The sequence below is a fragment of the Aeromonas sp. QDB14 genome (assembly GCF_027707845.1).
Classification (GTDB): domain Bacteria; phylum Pseudomonadota; class Gammaproteobacteria; order Enterobacterales; family Aeromonadaceae; genus Aeromonas; species Aeromonas caviae.
Genome location: NZ_JAPCJD010000001.1, coordinates 81,214 through 96,628, shown reverse-complemented (window position 1 = coordinate 96,628; position 15,415 = coordinate 81,214). Strand labels below are relative to the sequence as shown.

12 protein-coding genes are annotated in these 15,415 nt (G+C 63.5%); 6 read left to right on the top strand and 6 right to left on the bottom strand.

Features of this window, described 5'->3' with window-relative positions:
- Nucleotides 1-47 precede the first annotated feature (47 nt).
- Nucleotides 48-2,276, bottom strand: a complete 2,229-nt coding sequence (locus tag PG887_RS00440) for a DNA internalization-related competence protein ComEC/Rec2 (protein WP_174219052.1) — start codon at nucleotides 2,274-2,276, stop codon at nucleotides 48-50.
- Nucleotides 2,277-2,304: 28 nt separating this feature from the next.
- Between PG887_RS00440 and PG887_RS00435 the strand changes: the two genes are divergently transcribed.
- From PG887_RS00435 to PG887_RS00425, 3 genes are all read left to right on the top strand, one after another.
- A complete protein-coding gene (locus tag PG887_RS00435) occupies nucleotides 2,305-2,823 on the top strand; it encodes a DUF2062 domain-containing protein (RefSeq protein WP_010675237.1) in 519 nt (172 codons plus the stop codon).
- On the top strand, nucleotides 2,817-3,311 hold the full coding sequence (locus PG887_RS00430; RefSeq protein WP_128343763.1) for a DUF2062 domain-containing protein: 495 nt from the start codon (nucleotides 2,817-2,819) through the stop codon (nucleotides 3,309-3,311). Before PG887_RS00435 ends, PG887_RS00430 begins: the two co-directional genes overlap by 7 nt.
- Nucleotides 3,312-3,426: 115 nt before the next feature.
- Nucleotides 3,427-4,932, top strand: a complete 1,506-nt coding sequence (locus PG887_RS00425) for a helicase HerA-like domain-containing protein (RefSeq protein ID WP_128343766.1) — start codon at nucleotides 3,427-3,429, stop codon at nucleotides 4,930-4,932.
- 79 nt (nucleotides 4,933-5,011) lie between these two features.
- Here PG887_RS00425 and PG887_RS00420 read toward each other — a convergent pair whose 3' ends face one another.
- From PG887_RS00420 to PG887_RS00410, 3 genes are all read right to left on the bottom strand, one after another.
- Entirely contained in the window at nucleotides 5,012-6,202 is a 1,191-nt protein-coding gene (locus PG887_RS00420) for an amino acid aminotransferase (protein WP_010675240.1), read from the bottom strand.
- Between the two features lie 135 nt (nucleotides 6,203-6,337).
- A complete protein-coding gene (locus PG887_RS00415; RefSeq protein ID WP_164883089.1) occupies nucleotides 6,338-7,279 on the bottom strand; it encodes a hypothetical protein in 942 nt (313 codons plus the stop codon).
- A gap of 218 nt (nucleotides 7,280-7,497) precedes the next feature.
- The gene (locus tag PG887_RS00410) at nucleotides 7,498-8,571 is read right to left on the bottom strand and encodes a porin (RefSeq protein WP_270805205.1); all 1,074 of its coding nucleotides are present in this window, start codon (nucleotides 8,569-8,571) and stop codon (nucleotides 7,498-7,500) included.
- Between the two features lie 382 nt (nucleotides 8,572-8,953).
- Between PG887_RS00410 and dinG the strand changes: the two genes are divergently transcribed.
- The 3 genes from dinG (at nucleotide 8,954) to PG887_RS00395 (ending at nucleotide 12,866) form a co-directional block, all read left to right on the top strand.
- A complete protein-coding gene (gene dinG, locus PG887_RS00405) occupies nucleotides 8,954-11,026 on the top strand; it encodes an ATP-dependent DNA helicase DinG (RefSeq protein ID WP_270820981.1) in 2,073 nt (690 codons plus the stop codon).
- Between the two features lie 213 nt (nucleotides 11,027-11,239).
- Entirely contained in the window at nucleotides 11,240-11,899 is a 660-nt protein-coding gene (locus tag PG887_RS00400; RefSeq protein WP_039040268.1) for a YccT family protein, read from the top strand.
- Nucleotides 11,900-11,969: 70 nt separating this feature from the next.
- Complete coding sequence (locus tag PG887_RS00395) at nucleotides 11,970-12,866, top strand: histone deacetylase family protein (protein ID WP_128343770.1); 897 nt, start codon at nucleotides 11,970-11,972, stop codon at nucleotides 12,864-12,866.
- An 89-nt stretch (nucleotides 12,867-12,955) separates the two neighbouring features.
- On the opposite strand, the gene PG887_RS00390 is transcribed toward PG887_RS00395, so the two are convergent.
- Nucleotides 12,956-14,104 carry an MFS transporter gene (locus tag PG887_RS00390; protein ID WP_128318272.1) on the bottom strand — a complete coding sequence of 383 codons (1,149 nt, stop codon included), beginning with the start codon at nucleotides 14,102-14,104 and terminating at the stop codon, nucleotides 12,956-12,958.
- 301 nt (nucleotides 14,105-14,405) lie between these two features.
- On the bottom strand, nucleotides 14,406-15,374 hold the full coding sequence (gene ylqF, locus PG887_RS00385; protein WP_128343772.1) for a ribosome biogenesis GTPase YlqF: 969 nt from the start codon (nucleotides 15,372-15,374) through the stop codon (nucleotides 14,406-14,408).
- Between the last annotated feature and the right edge of the window lie 41 nt (nucleotides 15,375-15,415).

Here is a 15,415-nt window from a genome sequence, read left to right as displayed (position 1 = left end):
GGGTCACAAATGAAGGCCGCCCCTTGCCGGGCTGGCTCACCGGATCCTCACTCCCTTCCCCATACCTGCGGCTGCCACCAGGGGCCGCCACGCCTGTACCAGGGCCCCTGCTCCCGCTCGGCCCGGATCCTGAGCCCCGCGTCCCCCGGCTCGATCAGGATGGCGCCCGCCTCCCCCGTGACCCACTGCCGCGCCCCCTGGTATCGCGCCACCACCTCGGGGCGGGGAAAGCCCCACTGGTTCATGAAGCCTGCGCTGTGCACCACGAAGTCAGGTTTCACCGCCGCCACGAAGGGGGCCGTGGAGGAGGTGCGACTGCCATGATGCGGGCTCACCAGCAGGGTGCTGGCCAGCCCCGCGCCCTCCCCCTCCTCCAGCGCCTGCGCCAGCAGGCGGCGCTCCGCCTGCTGCTCGATGTCGCCGCTCAGCAGCAGCCGATGGCGCCCGTCGTCCAGCTGCACCACGCAACTGTCGTTGTTGCGCCCTGCCCCGGCTGCCAGGGGCCAGAGCACCCGCACATCCAGCCCCTGCCAGTGCCACTGCTGACCTCGGCGGCAGGCCTGGGTAGCCGGTGTAAAGGGGAAGGAGGAGAGCTCCCGGCGTACCGCCATGCTCTGCAGCAGAGCCTGCCGGTTGCCCGCGTGATCCCTGTCTCTGTGGCTGATGATCAGGGTGTCGATCACCCGGATGCCGAGCCGGTTGAGCAGGGGCAGGATGGCCGCATCCGCCATGTTGTAGCCCCCGGGGTAGCGATCCCCGGTATCAAACAGGATGGCCCGCTCCCCCCGGGTGACGAGCACCGAGAGCCCCTGCCCCACGTCCAGCACCCTCACCTGCCAGGAAGCGGGAGCAGGCCAGAGGGCGAGCAGCATGGCCGCCGCCACTGGCCCCCCCAGGGCGCGCCCTCCCGGCAGGTGCCATCCCGTCCACAGCAGGATCAGCAGGGCGCTGGCGGGCATCAGCCAACCGGGCACCGGCCACCAGAGCTGCAGGCGATCCGCCAGCTGCGTGAGCCCCCACAGCACCCACTCCAGGCCGAAGGCGGAGACCCAGAGCAGGCCGTGGGCCAGCAACGTGGAGAGGGGCGCCACCAGCACGCCGATGAGCGCCAGGGGAATGATGACAAGGCAGAACAGCGGCAGTGCCAGCAGATTGAGCAGAAACGCCAGGGGCGCCATCCCCTCGAACAGCAGCAGTTGCAGGGGCAGCAATCCGAGCAGCAGCAGAAGTTGCAGCCGCACCAGGCCGGGGCGATCGTGCAACAGGCTCGCCAGCAACAGCAGGGCCACCGCCAGAAAAGAGAGCCAGAACCCCGCCGAATAGAGGGCGAAAGGGTCCCACAATGTCAGCACCACAAAGGCCCACAGCCAGATCCGGTGGCTCGGCCAGTCCCGCTTTAGCCAGCGCAGCAGGCTCCACACCAGCACCATGATGAGGGCACGCTCGGTGGCCACCGCAAACCCCGCCAGCCAGCTGTAGGTGGCCGCGAACAGGAGTGACACGCAGATAGCCCCGCGCAGCCCGAACAGCCGCCCGAGCCACCAGCCGAGCACCGCTACCAGAGCAATATGCTGGCCCGAGATGGCGATGATGTGGGTCAGGCCGCTGCCGCGAAAGAGTTCCCACTGGGCATCCGTGATCCCTCCCTGTTCCCCGAAGGTGAGGGCCGCCAGCAGGGGGGCCTGCGCCATCCCCTCCCAGGCGCGACTCGCCGCCGCCAGCCAGCGATCGCGCACACCCGGGGGCACGGCATCCAGGGCGATGACCCGGCGCAGGTTGCCGGTGGCGGTGATCCCCTTGCCAAGGAGCAGGCGCCGCCCATCCATCCCCGCTTCGTTGGCCAGGCCATGGGCCGGCTTGAGAGAGGTCACCAGGGTGACGCGGCTGCCGGCAGGCAACGGCGGCAACACCTGATAGGCATTGACCCGCACCAGGGGTGGCACGATGAGGGGGCGATCGTCCAGGGTGTCGAGGCGCAGCAGCAGGCGCGCAAATTTATCCCCCTCTTTCTCTCCCGAAGACTCCGTACTTTGCACGTGTGCGGTTATGATGTGGCTCGTTTTTTTGCCAAGCTGATCCAGCCAGGCAAGCCGGTAGTGCAAATTCACCTGCATCCAGAGGATGCCGAGCAGCAGAAACAGCAGCCGCCAGCAACGACCACCGGCGAGGGGGAGCGCGAGCAGCAGCATCAGGCCACCCCATTCCCATGAAGGCAGCCATGGCCAAAGCAGTGAGGAGCTTGCCCCCAGGGCAAACGACAACAGACGCAGATCCATGGAGCAAGTATTTAGCAAGGTTCAGAACATGCCCAAACGAATCATACAGCGCTGGCTACCCGACCCGGCGACCCTCAAGGAACACAAGCACTTGCGACTCTTTGGCAAGCTGCTGCTGGATGCCAACCTCTGGCATCTCAACCGGCGCTCCGCCGCCGGTGCCTGTGCGGTCGGCCTCTTCATGGCCTGGGTGCCCCTCCCCTGCCAGATGCTGCTGGCCGCTGGCGGCGCCATCGCCTGCCGGGTCAACCTGCCCCTCTCGGTGGCCCTGGTCTGGCTCTCCAACCCCCTGACCATGCCACCGCTGTTTTATGGCGCCTATCTGGTGGGCTGCCAGTTGCTGGGGCAACCCTCCCAGCACATCGAGATCACCTTCACCTGGGCCTGGCTGGTGTCGGTGTTCGAGACGGTGGCCCCGCCGCTCTTGCTGGGCTCCCTGGTGCTTGCCCTGCTGAGCGCCCTCGTCGGCTATGTCCTGGTTCGCGCGGGCTGGCGCCTGAGCACGGTGCGCCAGTGGCAAAAACGCAAGGTGGCGCGCCCATGCTGAACCGCTGGTTGGCCCGCTTCAAGATTGACCCCGATACCCTGCGCCAACAGAAGTGGTTCGCCCTCTTTGGCGAGCGACTGCTGACACCCGCCCTCTGGCAAGGGGGAACGCGGGCCCTCTGTGGCGCCGTGGCGGCCGGGCTGTTCGCCAGCTGGGTCCCCATGCCCATGCACTCTCTGGTGGCCGTCGCCCTGGTGCTGGCGTTCAGCTTCAACCTGCCGCTGGCCCTCTTGGCGGTCTGGTTCAACAACCCGCTGACGCTCCCCTTCATGTACCTCTACGCCTATCGGGCCGGTTGCCTGGTGCTGAACGAGACGCCAGCCCCCTTCCATCTCACCTGGTCCCTGCACTGGCTGGAGCAGGAAGCGGCTATCCTGGTGCCCCCCTTCCTGCTCGGCAGCCTGCTGCTGGCGGTGCTGAGCGCTGCCGCCGGCGCCTTGCTCACCCTGCTGCTGTTGCAACTGGGCAAGCTGACCCGCCCCCGCTAGGTTGCCAGCACGCTGTCCTTGTCTCGGGCGGCGTGCCTTGCCATCGTCTGCCTCTGCCACCACACTCCTTGTAACCCGTTGTTTTTCGACCCCCATTCGAAACAAGGAGCCCACCATGGCCGAACCGCTCACGCTGGCCCATGCCAATGGCAACCCCCTCTCCCTGCTCCCCGCCATGGCCAATCGCCACGGCCTCATCACCGGGGCCACCGGCACCGGCAAGACAGTCACCCTGCAGGTGCTGGCGGAGGGGTTTTCCCGCCTCGGCGTGCCGGTCTTTCTTGCCGACGTGAAGGGGGATCTGAGCGGCCTGGGCGCCGCCGGCACCCCCTCTGCCAAGCTGGATGCCCGTCTGGCCCAGCTCGGCCTTCAGGCACCCGACTTTGCCGCCAGCCCCACCCTGTTCTGGGATCTCTTCGCCGAAGAGGGCCACCCGGTGCGGGCCACCGTCTCCGACATGGGGCCTCTGTTGCTTGCACGCCTGCTCGGCCTCAACGACACCCAGAGCGGGGTGCTGGAGCTGGTGTTCAAGGTGGCGGACGACGAGGGGTTGCTGCTGCTCGATCTGAAAGACCTGCGGGCCATGGTGCAGTTTGCGGGGGAGCACGCCAAGACCCTCACCACCCGCTACGGCAATGTGTCGACCGCCTCCATCGGCGCCATCCTGCGCAACCTCCTCACCCTGGAGAGCGCGGGCGGCAATCACTTCTTCGGCGAGCCCATGCTGGACATCCAGGATCTGATGCAGACTGACGGGGCAGGCCACGGCCATATCAATGTGCTGGCCGCCGGCAAGCTCACCCAGTCCAGCCGCCTCTATGCCTGCTTCCTGCTCTGGCTGCTCTCCGAGCTGTTCGAACAGTTGCCCGAGATAGGGGATCCGGAAAAGCCCGTGCTGGTGTTCTTCTTCGACGAGGCCCACCTGCTGTTCAAGGATGCGCCCAGGGCACTGCTGGAGAAAATTGAGCTGGTGGTGCGCCTCATCCGCTCCAAGGGGGTGGGCGTCTATTTCGTGACCCAGAGTCCGGCCGACATCCCCGACAGCGTGCTGGGGCAGCTTGGCAACCGGGTGCAGCACGCCCTGCGCGCCTTCACCCCGAGCGATCAGAAGGCGGTACGCATCGCCGCCAACACCCTGCGGGCCAACCCTGCCTTCGACGCCGCCGGAGCCATCACTGAACTGGGGGTCGGGGAAGCGCTCATCTCCCTGCTCGACGAGAAGGGGCGGCCCAGCGTGGTGGAGCGCGCCTTCATCGCGCCCCCGGCCAGCCGCATCGGCCCCCTGAGCGCGGCCGAGCGCCAGGCGCTTATTCAGGGCTCATTGCTCTACGGCAGATACGACACCCAGGAGGACAGGGAGTCCGCGTTCGAGCGGCTTCAGGAGGCATCGCCCGCCGCCGATGACGAGACCGCTTCCCCACAGACCGACCAGGGCGGCGGTCTGCTGGATGCCTTGAATGGCATCCTGTTCGGTCGCACCGGCCCCCGTGGTGGCCAGCATGACGGGGTGGTGCAGACCGCCGCCAAGAGCGTGGCCCGCACCCTCGGCAACGAGGTGGGACGCCAGCTTATGCGCGGGGTGTTCGGCTCCCTGCTGGGGAGCAGCAAGCGGCGCCGCTGATGCCGGAAAATGAAAAAGCCCGCCGTGTCGGCGGGCTTTTTATGGCTGAAGCAAGGCGCTTGGCGCAGATGCTTCTCTCTTACAACACCTTGGCGATGGCGTCGCAGAGGGGATCAATGTTGGCGCGGGTGATGCCTGCCACGCTGATCCGGCCGGAGCCGACGATGTAGATGGCGAATTCGCTCTTGAGGCGCTCCACCTGATCCTTGGAGAGACCGGAGAAGGAGAACATGCCGTTCTGTTCGCGGATGAAACTGAAATCCTGGTTCACCCCCCGCTCGGCCAGCTTCTCCACCAGCAGCTCACGCATCTCGCGAATGCGCACCCGCATGGCGGCCACTTCTTCCACCCACTCCGCATAGAGGGCCGGGTCGCTCACCACGGTGGTGACAACGGCGGCGCCGTGTGACGGCGGGTTGGAGTAGTTGGCACGAATGACGGTCTTCACCTGGGTGAAGGCGACGTCGGCCACCGCCTTGGTCGCGCAGACCAGGGTGAAGGCGCCGACCCGCTCGTTGTAGAGGCCGAAGTTCTTGGAGAAGGAGCTCGCCACCAGCAGCTCGTCGTGGCACTCGGCGAAGATGCGAAGGCCTTCGGCATCCTCTTCGATACCCCGGGCAAAGCCCTGATAGGCGAAGTCAAAGAGCGGCAGCCAGCCGGCGGCAGCACTCTGCCTGGCCAGGGCACGCCACTGCTCGGTGGTGGGGTCGATACCGGTCGGGTTGTGGCAGCAGCCGTGCAGCAGCACCAGATCCCCCGCCTGCGCGTCAGACAGGGAGGCCTGCATGGCGGCGAAGTCGAGCCCCTTGGTGGCGGCGTCGTAGTACTTGTACCACTTGACGGTCAAACCGGCCGCCTGGAACACGCTGACGTGGTTCGCCCAGGTGGGATCGGAGATCCAGATGGTCTTGGCGAGATTGTTGCGTACCACGAACTCGGCGGCGATGCGCAGGGCACCGGTACCGCCCGGCGCCTGCGCCGTCTTGGCGCGGCCGCTGGTCACCAGGGCGGCATCACGGCCGAACAGCAGTTGCTGCACGATGCGGCCGTATTCGATATTGCCTTCGATACCGAGGTAGTTCTTGGTCTTCTCGTCGGTCAAGAGCTTCTGCTCGGCTTGCTTGACGCAGTGAAGGATAGGAGTGGCACCGGTCTCATCCTTGTAGATACCGACCCCCAGATTGATCTTGTGGCTGCGAGTGTCGGCACGGAAGGCTTCGGTCAGGCCCAGGATCGGATCCGCTGGGGCGGCAACAACCTTTTCAAACATGGTATTCCCTGTAGTCCGTTGAGTTCGTTGGCTGGCAAAGTAGGTTGGCAAACAAAAGCGCCCGTCCAGGGAGCGCTTCGTCAGCTCTTTATACCACTGCCTTCCATAGGGGAAAACCGCTTTCTCGGTGCCGCCTCAACCAATCCCGTGCCAATCCGGTGCCAGGGCACACACCTCGACCGACAGACCCCGATTCGACTCCACCAGATCATTGCACTGTCCCAGCAGCGCACGGGGGATACGGCTCGGCTCCCAGGGCCGACCATCCCCCAGGGGAGCCCCGTAAGCCGCCTTGATGGGCACCAGATCCCGGGGCAGCCACCAGCTCGCCGGTCTCCCCAACCGCTGGGCCAATGCCAGTACTCTGTCGACCCCGGCCGGATCCAGGGCAGTGAGGTGGCTCCAGAGGGTCTGGGGCGGCAAAGCGGCGATCAGGGGCTCCAGCGTGCCGGGATCCTCGGCGGGATACCAGACCAGCAGGGCGTCGGCGGGCAGTGGCAACTCGGCGAAGGCGCCGACGGCATCGGTCGTGATCACCCGCTGTATCTCCCCCTCTCCCCAGAGGATCTTGCCAAGCTGCGCCAGGGTGCGGGCTGGCAGCGCCACCTCCCCCAGGGTCTGGAGCCAGGGGGCGGCATCCAGCAGGGTGCCGCCGCTGAGAAACAGGCTGAACGGCCGTGCGGCCCGCAGACGAAGGGGCAGATCAGTGCAAAGCCGGATCCCCTTGTCTTCGAAGTCGATCTGCTCGATGGGGCTGAAATGGCCCTCCCCCTTGCGATACAGGGCCGCCAGCACCCGCTCGTTGACCCTCTCCCCCAGTTGCCAGCCGTGGGATTGCAGCCACTCCTCGGGTTCCGGCGGGGCACTGGCCATCTTCGCCAGCATCAGCTCCCGAGTCAGATAGCGGTGCCCGGCAGGGGTGAGCTCATAGTGGTGATTGCCAAGGGCCAGCAGCAACTGGTTGTCCCGAAGCATGCCGATGAGCGGCTGCCATTGACGACCGCGAACAGCCTGGGGGCTGCCGCTCAGCAACTGCTGTGCCAGCGCGCGCCACTCGGGGTGGGTGAAATCGATCAAAGACATCCTTCCCTGTCGGCAAACCATCCTTCAACGAATTGAATAATCTAGCGATTTACGACGAAGGAGCCAAGGGCGGAAAAGAGACAACGTGACCTGGCGCAGCACCGGACGTCGAAAGGAAGCGAAAGAGGTGAAAGGCAGATAAAACAAAACGGCCAAGCAAGCTTGGCCGTTTCATCAACTCTTTCACGATTCCCTATGAGAGGGAGCCTTGATTAGAAGTTGTATTGCATACCAACAGTCCACTCGTCATCTTGCTGACTCAGGCCTTGGATTTTGTATTCGGTGTAAGCTTTCAGCTTGGAGTTGAAGGCGTATTCAACACCCATGGAGGTGAAATCTACGGTGTCTTCGTAAGAAGTTACACCTTCCACTTTCGCTTCAGCGAAGTTGTAGCCAGCCAGGAAGGTCCAGGCGTCTACGTTGTAGGAAGCAGCCAGCTCGTAGCCACGCGCCTTGGCATCGTTGAAGCCGTCGAACTTGTAGGTGGATTCGTTATACAGGGCAGCGAAGTAGAAACCCTGATAGGTGTAGCTTGCGGCAACAGCCCAGTCATTCTTGTCGGTCAGATCAGCGCGACTGAAAGTACCGTTTTCGGAAGTGATGGTGAGGCTGGAGGCATCTTCGAAGCTCTTGGACTCGTAACCTGCGGCCAGACCCAGACCAAAGTCGAAGTCATAGGTTGCGCCCAGGGTGTAGCCGTGGTCCATTTTACCTTCAACACCAGACCAGCCAGCGTAGTTCGCATCATAGCTGCCGTTGTTGGTGATGTAGCCACCTTTCAGGCCAAAACCGTTCCACTGACCGTTATAGATAGCCTGACCTTCTTGACGATCATCATAGACGTTGGCCATGTCACCGTAGTCGTTGAAGATATCGGTCTTGGCGACGGTTGCATTGTAGAAAGCAGTTTCTGTCTGACCAAACAGGAACTGGCCATACTGGGAACCATCGAAGCCAGCATAGATGTGACGAACCTTCAGCTCACGCTTGTCGCTGTCATAGGAGTTTTCGGAGGCCAGTTGCCACTCAGTTTTGGCAACGCCAGACCAGGTGTCATTCAGAGCCATTTTACCGGACCAGCCCAGACGGGCATAGGTGGTCAGCTCACCATCATTCTTGGAGTAAGAATCTGCGTCTGCATCGTAGGAGTCGTACTCGCCGAAGTACTGGGCATGTACACGACCGTAGATGTCGAAGGTGGTACCGTCTTTGTCATAGATGACGGCAGCGTTAGCTGCGGATGCAAACAGAGCCGGGATAGCAATAGCCAGAATTGTCTTTTTCATAGTTTCCAATGCCTACTGTAATTAAACACTAAGTCCTTGTTATTCCCTGTGTTAGCAATGTTCTTTGCATCACTATGGCGCCGAGACTATCACCGGGTTTTCGAATCCGCAATGAAAAAACTTGGAACTTTTTATGAAAACCATAGTCACAGGGAAAAATTTGTGAGCTGAATCTCACAATGTTTTCCCCATCAGGGAAAACGTTTACAGCGATACTCTCTGCCTGAATCCCTCTTTTTTGGTGGTTTATTGCAACCCCCTGTTCCCTCATAACATATGTGCAAAGCCGGGGCTGACCCGACTGCTTCTCCCCTGCCTCGACCCGGGCCGCCTGTTGCGGGTATCCTGTTGCCATCTACACCGACACGGCCACACCTTCTTTATGCTATCGACTCGCCTCAAAGCCACCATCCGCAATACCTATCGCCAGATTGCCGATGGTTTACCCGGTTTTGTGCCGCGCAAGGAGCAGAATTTCCTGGTTGCCGAAATCGCCAAGACCCTGACGGGAGAATATGACAGGAGTCGCCGCATCCTGGTGGCCGAGGCTGGCACCGGCATCGGCAAGTCCCTCTCCTATGCCCAGGGGGCCATACCAGTGGCACGGCTGACCCAGAAGAAGCTGGTGATCTCCACCGCCACCGTGGCCCTGCAGGAGCAGCTCATTCACAAGGATCTTCCCTTTTATCACCGTCACAGCGAGCTGCCGTTTCGTTTCATGCTGGTCAAGGGGCGCCAGCGCTACTGCTGCGAGCACCTGCTGGAGCAGGCGGCAAACGGCAGCGAGATGGCCAATTTCGAACTCGACTTCGGCGCATTGAGCAAACACAAGCCATCGGATGCTGACAAAGCGTGCTACCAGGGGCTGTGGCAGGCCTACACCGAAGGCAAGTGGGACGGGGATCGGGACAACTGGCCCAAACCCATTCCGGACCCGTGCTGGGATCGCATCGCCGCCGACCGCCACACCTGCAACAAGGCCCTGAGCCACCATCAGCACTGCCCCTTCCACCGCGCCCGCAACGACATGGACGCGGCAGACGTGCTGGTGGTCAACCACGCCCTGCTGCTCTCCGACCTCACCATGGGGGGCGGCATCATATTGCCGCCGCCGGATGAGTGCATCTATGTGCTGGACGAAGCCCATCACCTGCCCACCATCGCCCGGGGTCACGGCGCCGCCAGCGCCAGTATCAAGGGATCCCGCCGCTGGCTGGAAAAGCTGGTGCAAAGCGCTGGCAAGCTGGCCAGGACGCTGAACAAGGAGAGCCTCCTCGACCCCCAGCTCAAACTGCAGGATGCCCTGGCCTCTCTCCAGCCGGATCTCAAGGCCCTCGAGCAGTGGCTCACCAGCAATGATCACCTCTTTGGCGGCGAGCCCCACCACAGATTCGCCGATGGGGTGCTGCCGGATCCCCTGCCCATGCTGGCTGAAAACCTCAAGGAGGCGAGCAAGAAGGCGTTGCGGGCGCTGGACAGAATGCAGGGGGCCATCGGCGAGGCGCTCAAGGATGGCGAAATCCGTCGCAAGGAGGCCGAGCCTCTGCTGGCGGAGAGCGGTTTTCACCTGCAACGGCTCGAGAGCTTCTGCGCCCTCTGGGAGATGCTGAGCCGCCATGTTCCCACCGGCAAGACCCCCCTTGCCCGCTGGATGGCCAGAAGCGAGGACGGGGACATCTGGTTGCACGCCTCCCCCATCGAGGTGGGGTATCTGCTGGAGGAGTGGCTCTGGTCCCGCTGTCTCGGGGCCGTGCTGGTGTCGGCGACCCTCACCGCCCTCTCCTCCTTCAGTTATTTTCGCCACCAGGTAGGGCTCAAGGAGCATGACGGCACCCGCTATCTGCGGCTGCGCTCCCCCTTCGACTACCACAAGGCCGAACTCTATCTGCCCAAGATGGCCCATGAGCCCAGTGCCCCCGCCTTCACCCAGGAGTTGATCGATACCCTGCCTCGCCTGCTGGCAGGCAAGGAGGCCAGCCTGGTGCTCTTCTCCTCCTATCGCCAGATGAACGAGGTGGCGGTGGGGCTGCGGGCCAAGGGGATGTCGCTCCTGGTACAGGGGGAAGCGTCCCGCAGCGCCCTGCTCCTCCTGCACAAACAGAAGTGCGACGGCGGCCAGGCCAGCATCCTCTTTGGCACCGGCAGCTTCTCGGAAGGGCTGGATCTGCCTGGCCACTACCTCACCAACCTGGTGATCACCAAGCTCCCCTTCGCGGTGCCCAACTCCCCCGTGGAAGAGGCGACCGCCGAGTGGATAGAGCAGCGCGGTGGCAACCCCTTCCTGCAACTGACGGTGCCGGAAGCGTCGCGCAAGCTCATCCAGGCCTGTGGCCGCCTCATCCGAAAAGAGGCGGATCGGGGGCGGGTCACCATCCTGGACCGGCGCCTGCTGACCAAGCGCTACGGCAAGGGGCTGCTGGACGCCCTCCCCCCCTTCACCCGACGCATCGAGTGACACGGCTGACGCCCGTCATGTGCTCCCCTGTCCCTCATGTCAGGAGGGGGCAGGAAGATAGAAGAGCACGCTGCCCGCAGGGCTCGGGGCAGCGGGATCCACACCGCGCACACCGGAAGGCGCCATAAACGGCTATTGCCGCTGTGGGGCAAACCTGTAAAAATGACCCCCTATTTTTCAGTGGGCAATTGCCTGACTGTTCAAGGAGATGAAATGAAACTGACTGTTCTGGTACCGGCCCTGGCTGGTCTGTTGTGGGCAGGTAGCGCCCTGGCCGCTAGCCAACTGGAAATTACGAATCCCTATGTCATCCAGCTGCTCGATGGCGAACCCGTCAACCCCCAGCTGCTCGACAAAGCCACCGTCTTCTCCCTGGAGCCCGGCAGGCACCAGGTCGTGGTCGCCTTCGAGGGCAACTACTCCAGCCGCAGTGAAACCAAGCTGGTCACCGCAGAGCCCCTGGTGATCAACTTCACCGCCGCCGACAACCAGCAACTCTTCCTCGACTTCAAGAAGCCCCGCAAGGAAGAAGAAGCCAAGCGTTTCGTCAAGGAACAGAACGTCGTTCTGAAAGACAAATCCACCGGCCAGGTCCTGAAATCCGAGCAGTTCGTCATGCCGACCGTGGGTGGCTTCCAGCTGACACGTGACTATCAGCAGGAGCTGCTGAAGATGGGCAAGGCCTTCAACCAGCCCAAGACCGTTTCCGTCTCCACCGCCGCCGTGATGGCTGCCGCCAGCGCACCGGTGGAAGTGGCCCCGAGCAAGGCCATGAGCAACCCGGAAGCCCTGACCCAGCTGCAGAGCTGGTACAACAAGGCCGATGCGGAGACCCGCAAAGCCTTCCAGATCTGGGTGATCCAGCAGCAGTAAGGCGCATCGCACGCCTGCATCGAGGGGAGCCTGGCTCCCCTTTTTCATACCCGTTCATGGCCGATGCTTCATGTCACTGCGCATCTTCTATCACCCCCACTACTCCGCCCTGACGCTGCCCGAGCGTCACCGCTTCCCCCTGGCCAAGTACCAGGCGCTGTTTGAACGCCTCGTCGCCCTCGACTATCCGCTGGCACAGGCCGCCCCTGCCAGCCGTGAGCAGATAGAGAAGGTGCACGATGCGGCCTATGTACAGGCCGCCCTCGCCGGCACCCTCGATGAAGGGGCCATTCGCCGGCTCGGCTTTCCGTGGTCTTCCCTGCTGATTGAACGTACCCTGCACTCGGTCGGCGCCACCCTGGCCGCCAGCCGCCACGCCCTTGCGCAGGGCTGCGGACTGCAGATCTCCGGCGGCTACCACCACGCCCACCGGGGATTTGGCAGCGGCTTCTGCCTCTTCAACGATCTGGTGATCGCGGCACGAACATGCCTGGACGAGGGACTCTGCGAGCGGGTACTGATCGTGGATCTCGATGTCCATCAGGGAGATGGCAGCGCCGCCCTGTGCACGGGCAGCCGTGACATCATCACCCTCTCCCTGCACGGGGAACACAACTTCCCCCGCCACAAGCCAGCCTCCCACCTGGATTTCGCCCTGCCAAGCGGCATGGAGGACGACGCCTATCTCGAGACCCTGAACCAGGCCCTCGCCCTGGCTCATCGCCTCTACGCCCCCGACTTCATCCTCTATCAGGCCGGGGTGGATGTGCACCGGGACGACGAGCTAGGCTACCTCTCCCTGAGCGACTCAGGCGTGCGCCAGCGCGATGCCATGGTCTTTGACTCTGCGCTTCGCCACGGGCTGCCCATCACCGCCGTACCGGGAGGGGGTTACCGGCGAGACTGGCAGCAGTTGATCCCGCTGCACCTCTCGCTCTTTGAAGTAGCAAGACACCGGTTTGGTTGAGCGGCACCACCCGGCCCATGACGAAAAAGAGGCGACCCTTGGGTCGCCTCTTCTATATCCGTGCACAGGGATGATGACGCCGTCTGCCCTCAGGCATGGGCCATCGGCGTCGGGTGCTCGCCCATCTTGCGCAGCAGCATCAGCAGATAGACCAGGGAGACCCCGGCAATCACCATGAACAGCAGATGATCCGAGTAGTGCTGCATCAAGAGCGCCGTCAGGGTCGGCCCGAGCAGGCTGCCGATGGTGTAGCTCAGCAGCAGCGCCTGGTTCATGGCCACCAGTTGATGCTGCTCCACCTTCTCGCAGGCCCAGGCCATGGCCACCGGATAGAGCGTGAAGCCCGCGGCCCCCAGAATGAACAGCGTCGGTGCCATGGCCGCGTTGCCGAGCATCGCCATGGCCCCCAGGATCACCACCAGCACCTGTACCCGCAGCACCGGCAGGCGCCCGAAACGATCCGCCAGACGTCCCACAGGCCATTGCCCCAGGATGCCGGCGCTCACCATCACCGCCATCCAGTAGCCGATGGCCCCGTCGCTCACCCCCTGGTGGTTCAGATAGAGCGGCATCAGACCATAAAGCACCCCCAGCACGATGCCGGAGAGGATGCAGCCGTTCACCCCCAGACGCGCCTGACGCAGGCGCAGCATCGGCCAGACCGGAGTCCTGGCCTGGTGGTTGCCTGACGGACTGGCGATGCGGGTGAACAAGAGCGGCAGCATGGCCGTCAACACCAGGGCGGTCACCCAGGGCAGCACCGCCATCAGCGACGTCGGCACCTTGCTCACCAGCAGTTGCCCAAGCACAGTGCCCACGTAATAGACCATCATGTAGGCGGCCAGCAGGCGCCCTCGATTGCGGGCGTTGCCGCTGCACATCAGCGCGCTCTCCACCACCACCCAGATCATGGCGCAGCCGACCCCGGCGATGAATCGCCAGGCGAGCCAGCTCCAGAACGCCAGGGTAATGCCGAGCCCGACGCAGCCTGCGGCAAAGAGCGCACTGGCCAGGTAGTAACTGCGATTGAAGCCGCAGCGGGCGATGAGTCTGCCCGCCAGCAGGGTTCCCAGCAGGTTGCCGGTGAAATAGGAGGAGCCGACCATGCCAACCTGCCAGGTGGGCAGATGCTCATGGGCGAGCCAGAGCGGCACCAGGGTATTCAATACCGCGATGGCCAGGGTCAGCAACAGCAGGCCACAGAGCAGGAGCAGCACCGGGCGGGAGTATGTGGTCATGGATAGAACCGTGGGGAGAGGCAAAATGCGAGCGCATCATGCCACCGCCTGTGCCTTTGTCAATCGGCACTGAGGCCGGGTCGCAAGGTTTTGCTGCCCACCGTGATGGCAACGCGGCACGGCCCTCCCCTGACGGGAGCCTCATCCCCTTGATTGGCCGACACCTTGGTCATGATGAGGGGAACCGGGCGGTTGAATATCGACTCTGTGCCTCCCTCACGCCAGAGCGCCATGACCAGAAGAGGCGGCCCAGGGCCGCCTCTTCTTTCTAACAAGCACAACCTATCGTGCACAACGCCGGTCAGCGCTGGCGCTTCTTGGCGTACTTGCGACGAGCCCGGGCCTGGCGCTCCTCTTCCCGCTCCGCCTTCTCCCTGGCTTTCTGCTCGGCCTCGGCCTGGGCTTCCACTATCTCGACGCTCACCATCTCTGGCGTCTCCAGGGAGATCCGCCCCAGCATGCCGGACCGGAATTCATTGACCAGAATTTCCGAGGCCTTGTGCAGATCCGCAAGCCCCCCCTTGCGCATGAAGCCGCGCTGACGGGCAATGAGATCCAGCAGCTCGATCTCGGTCTCCGGCAGCTCGCTCAGCTGGTAGCGTGCCTTGATGCGCTCCGGATAGGCCTTGATGAAGTAGTCGGCGGCAAACATGGCGATGTCGGCGTAATCGAAGACGGTATCCTTGATGGCCGCCGTGATCGCCAGTCGATAACCGCAGGAGGGCGGATTGAGCTTGGGCCACAGGAAGCCAGGGGTGTCCGTCAGGATGACGTGGTTGTCGAGCTTGATCCGCTGCTGGGACTTGGTCACCCCCGCCTCGTTGCCGGTCTTGGCGATGATGCGCCCCGCCAGGGTGTTGATCAGGGTGGACTTGCCCACGTTGGGGATGCCCATGATCATGGCGCGCACCCCGCGCACCCCGCGCACCCCGCGCAGCTCGAAGTTGCGCTCCGGCAGCATCTCGTGGCACAGGGTCAGCAGTTGCTTGATCATCGTAGGCTCCTGCTGGGTCAGGGGCAGTGCCTTGATCCCCTTTTCCTGCTCCATGTGGGCCACCCACAGCTCGGTGATCTCGGGGTCGGCAAGGTCTGCCTTGTTGAGCACCTTGATCACCGGCGTCTCCCCGCGCAGCTCCGGCACCAGGGGGTTCTCGCTGGAGAAGGGGATGCGGGCGTCGAGCATCTCGATGATGACATCGACCTGGGGCATGACCTCTGCAATCTCTTTGCGGGCCTTGTGCATGTGGCCGGGGAACCAGTTGATGGACATATCCGTTACTCTCTCATTGGCATGCGGTCCCCTCTCGGGGC

Bases quoted from the DNA above. Each gene is read 5' to 3' on its own strand.
- PG887_RS00395 (WP_128343770.1), top strand. From the start codon at position 11,970: ATGTCACTGCGCATCTTCTATCACCCCCACTACTCCGCCCTGACGCTG.
- PG887_RS00390 (WP_128318272.1), bottom strand. From the start codon at position 14,104: ATGACCACATACTCCCGCCCGGTGCTGCTCCTGCTCTGTGGCCTGCTG.
- PG887_RS00435 (WP_010675237.1), top strand. From the start codon at position 2,305: ATGCCCAAACGAATCATACAGCGCTGGCTACCCGACCCGGCGACCCTC.
- PG887_RS00400 (WP_039040268.1), top strand. From the start codon at position 11,240: ATGAAACTGACTGTTCTGGTACCGGCCCTGGCTGGTCTGTTGTGGGCA.
- PG887_RS00425 (WP_128343766.1), top strand. From the start codon at position 3,427: ATGGCCGAACCGCTCACGCTGGCCCATGCCAATGGCAACCCCCTCTCC.
- dinG (WP_270820981.1), top strand. From the start codon at position 8,954: ATGCTATCGACTCGCCTCAAAGCCACCATCCGCAATACCTATCGCCAG.
- PG887_RS00430 (WP_128343763.1), top strand. From the start codon at position 2,817: ATGCTGAACCGCTGGTTGGCCCGCTTCAAGATTGACCCCGATACCCTG.
- ylqF (WP_128343772.1), bottom strand. From the start codon at position 15,374: ATGTCCATCAACTGGTTCCCCGGCCACATGCACAAGGCCCGCAAAGAG.
- PG887_RS00420 (WP_010675240.1), bottom strand. From the start codon at position 6,202: ATGTTTGAAAAGGTTGTTGCCGCCCCAGCGGATCCGATCCTGGGCCTG.
- PG887_RS00440 (WP_174219052.1), bottom strand. From the start codon at position 2,276: ATGGATCTGCGTCTGTTGTCGTTTGCCCTGGGGGCAAGCTCCTCACTG.
- PG887_RS00410 (WP_270805205.1), bottom strand. From the start codon at position 8,571: ATGAAAAAGACAATTCTGGCTATTGCTATCCCGGCTCTGTTTGCATCC.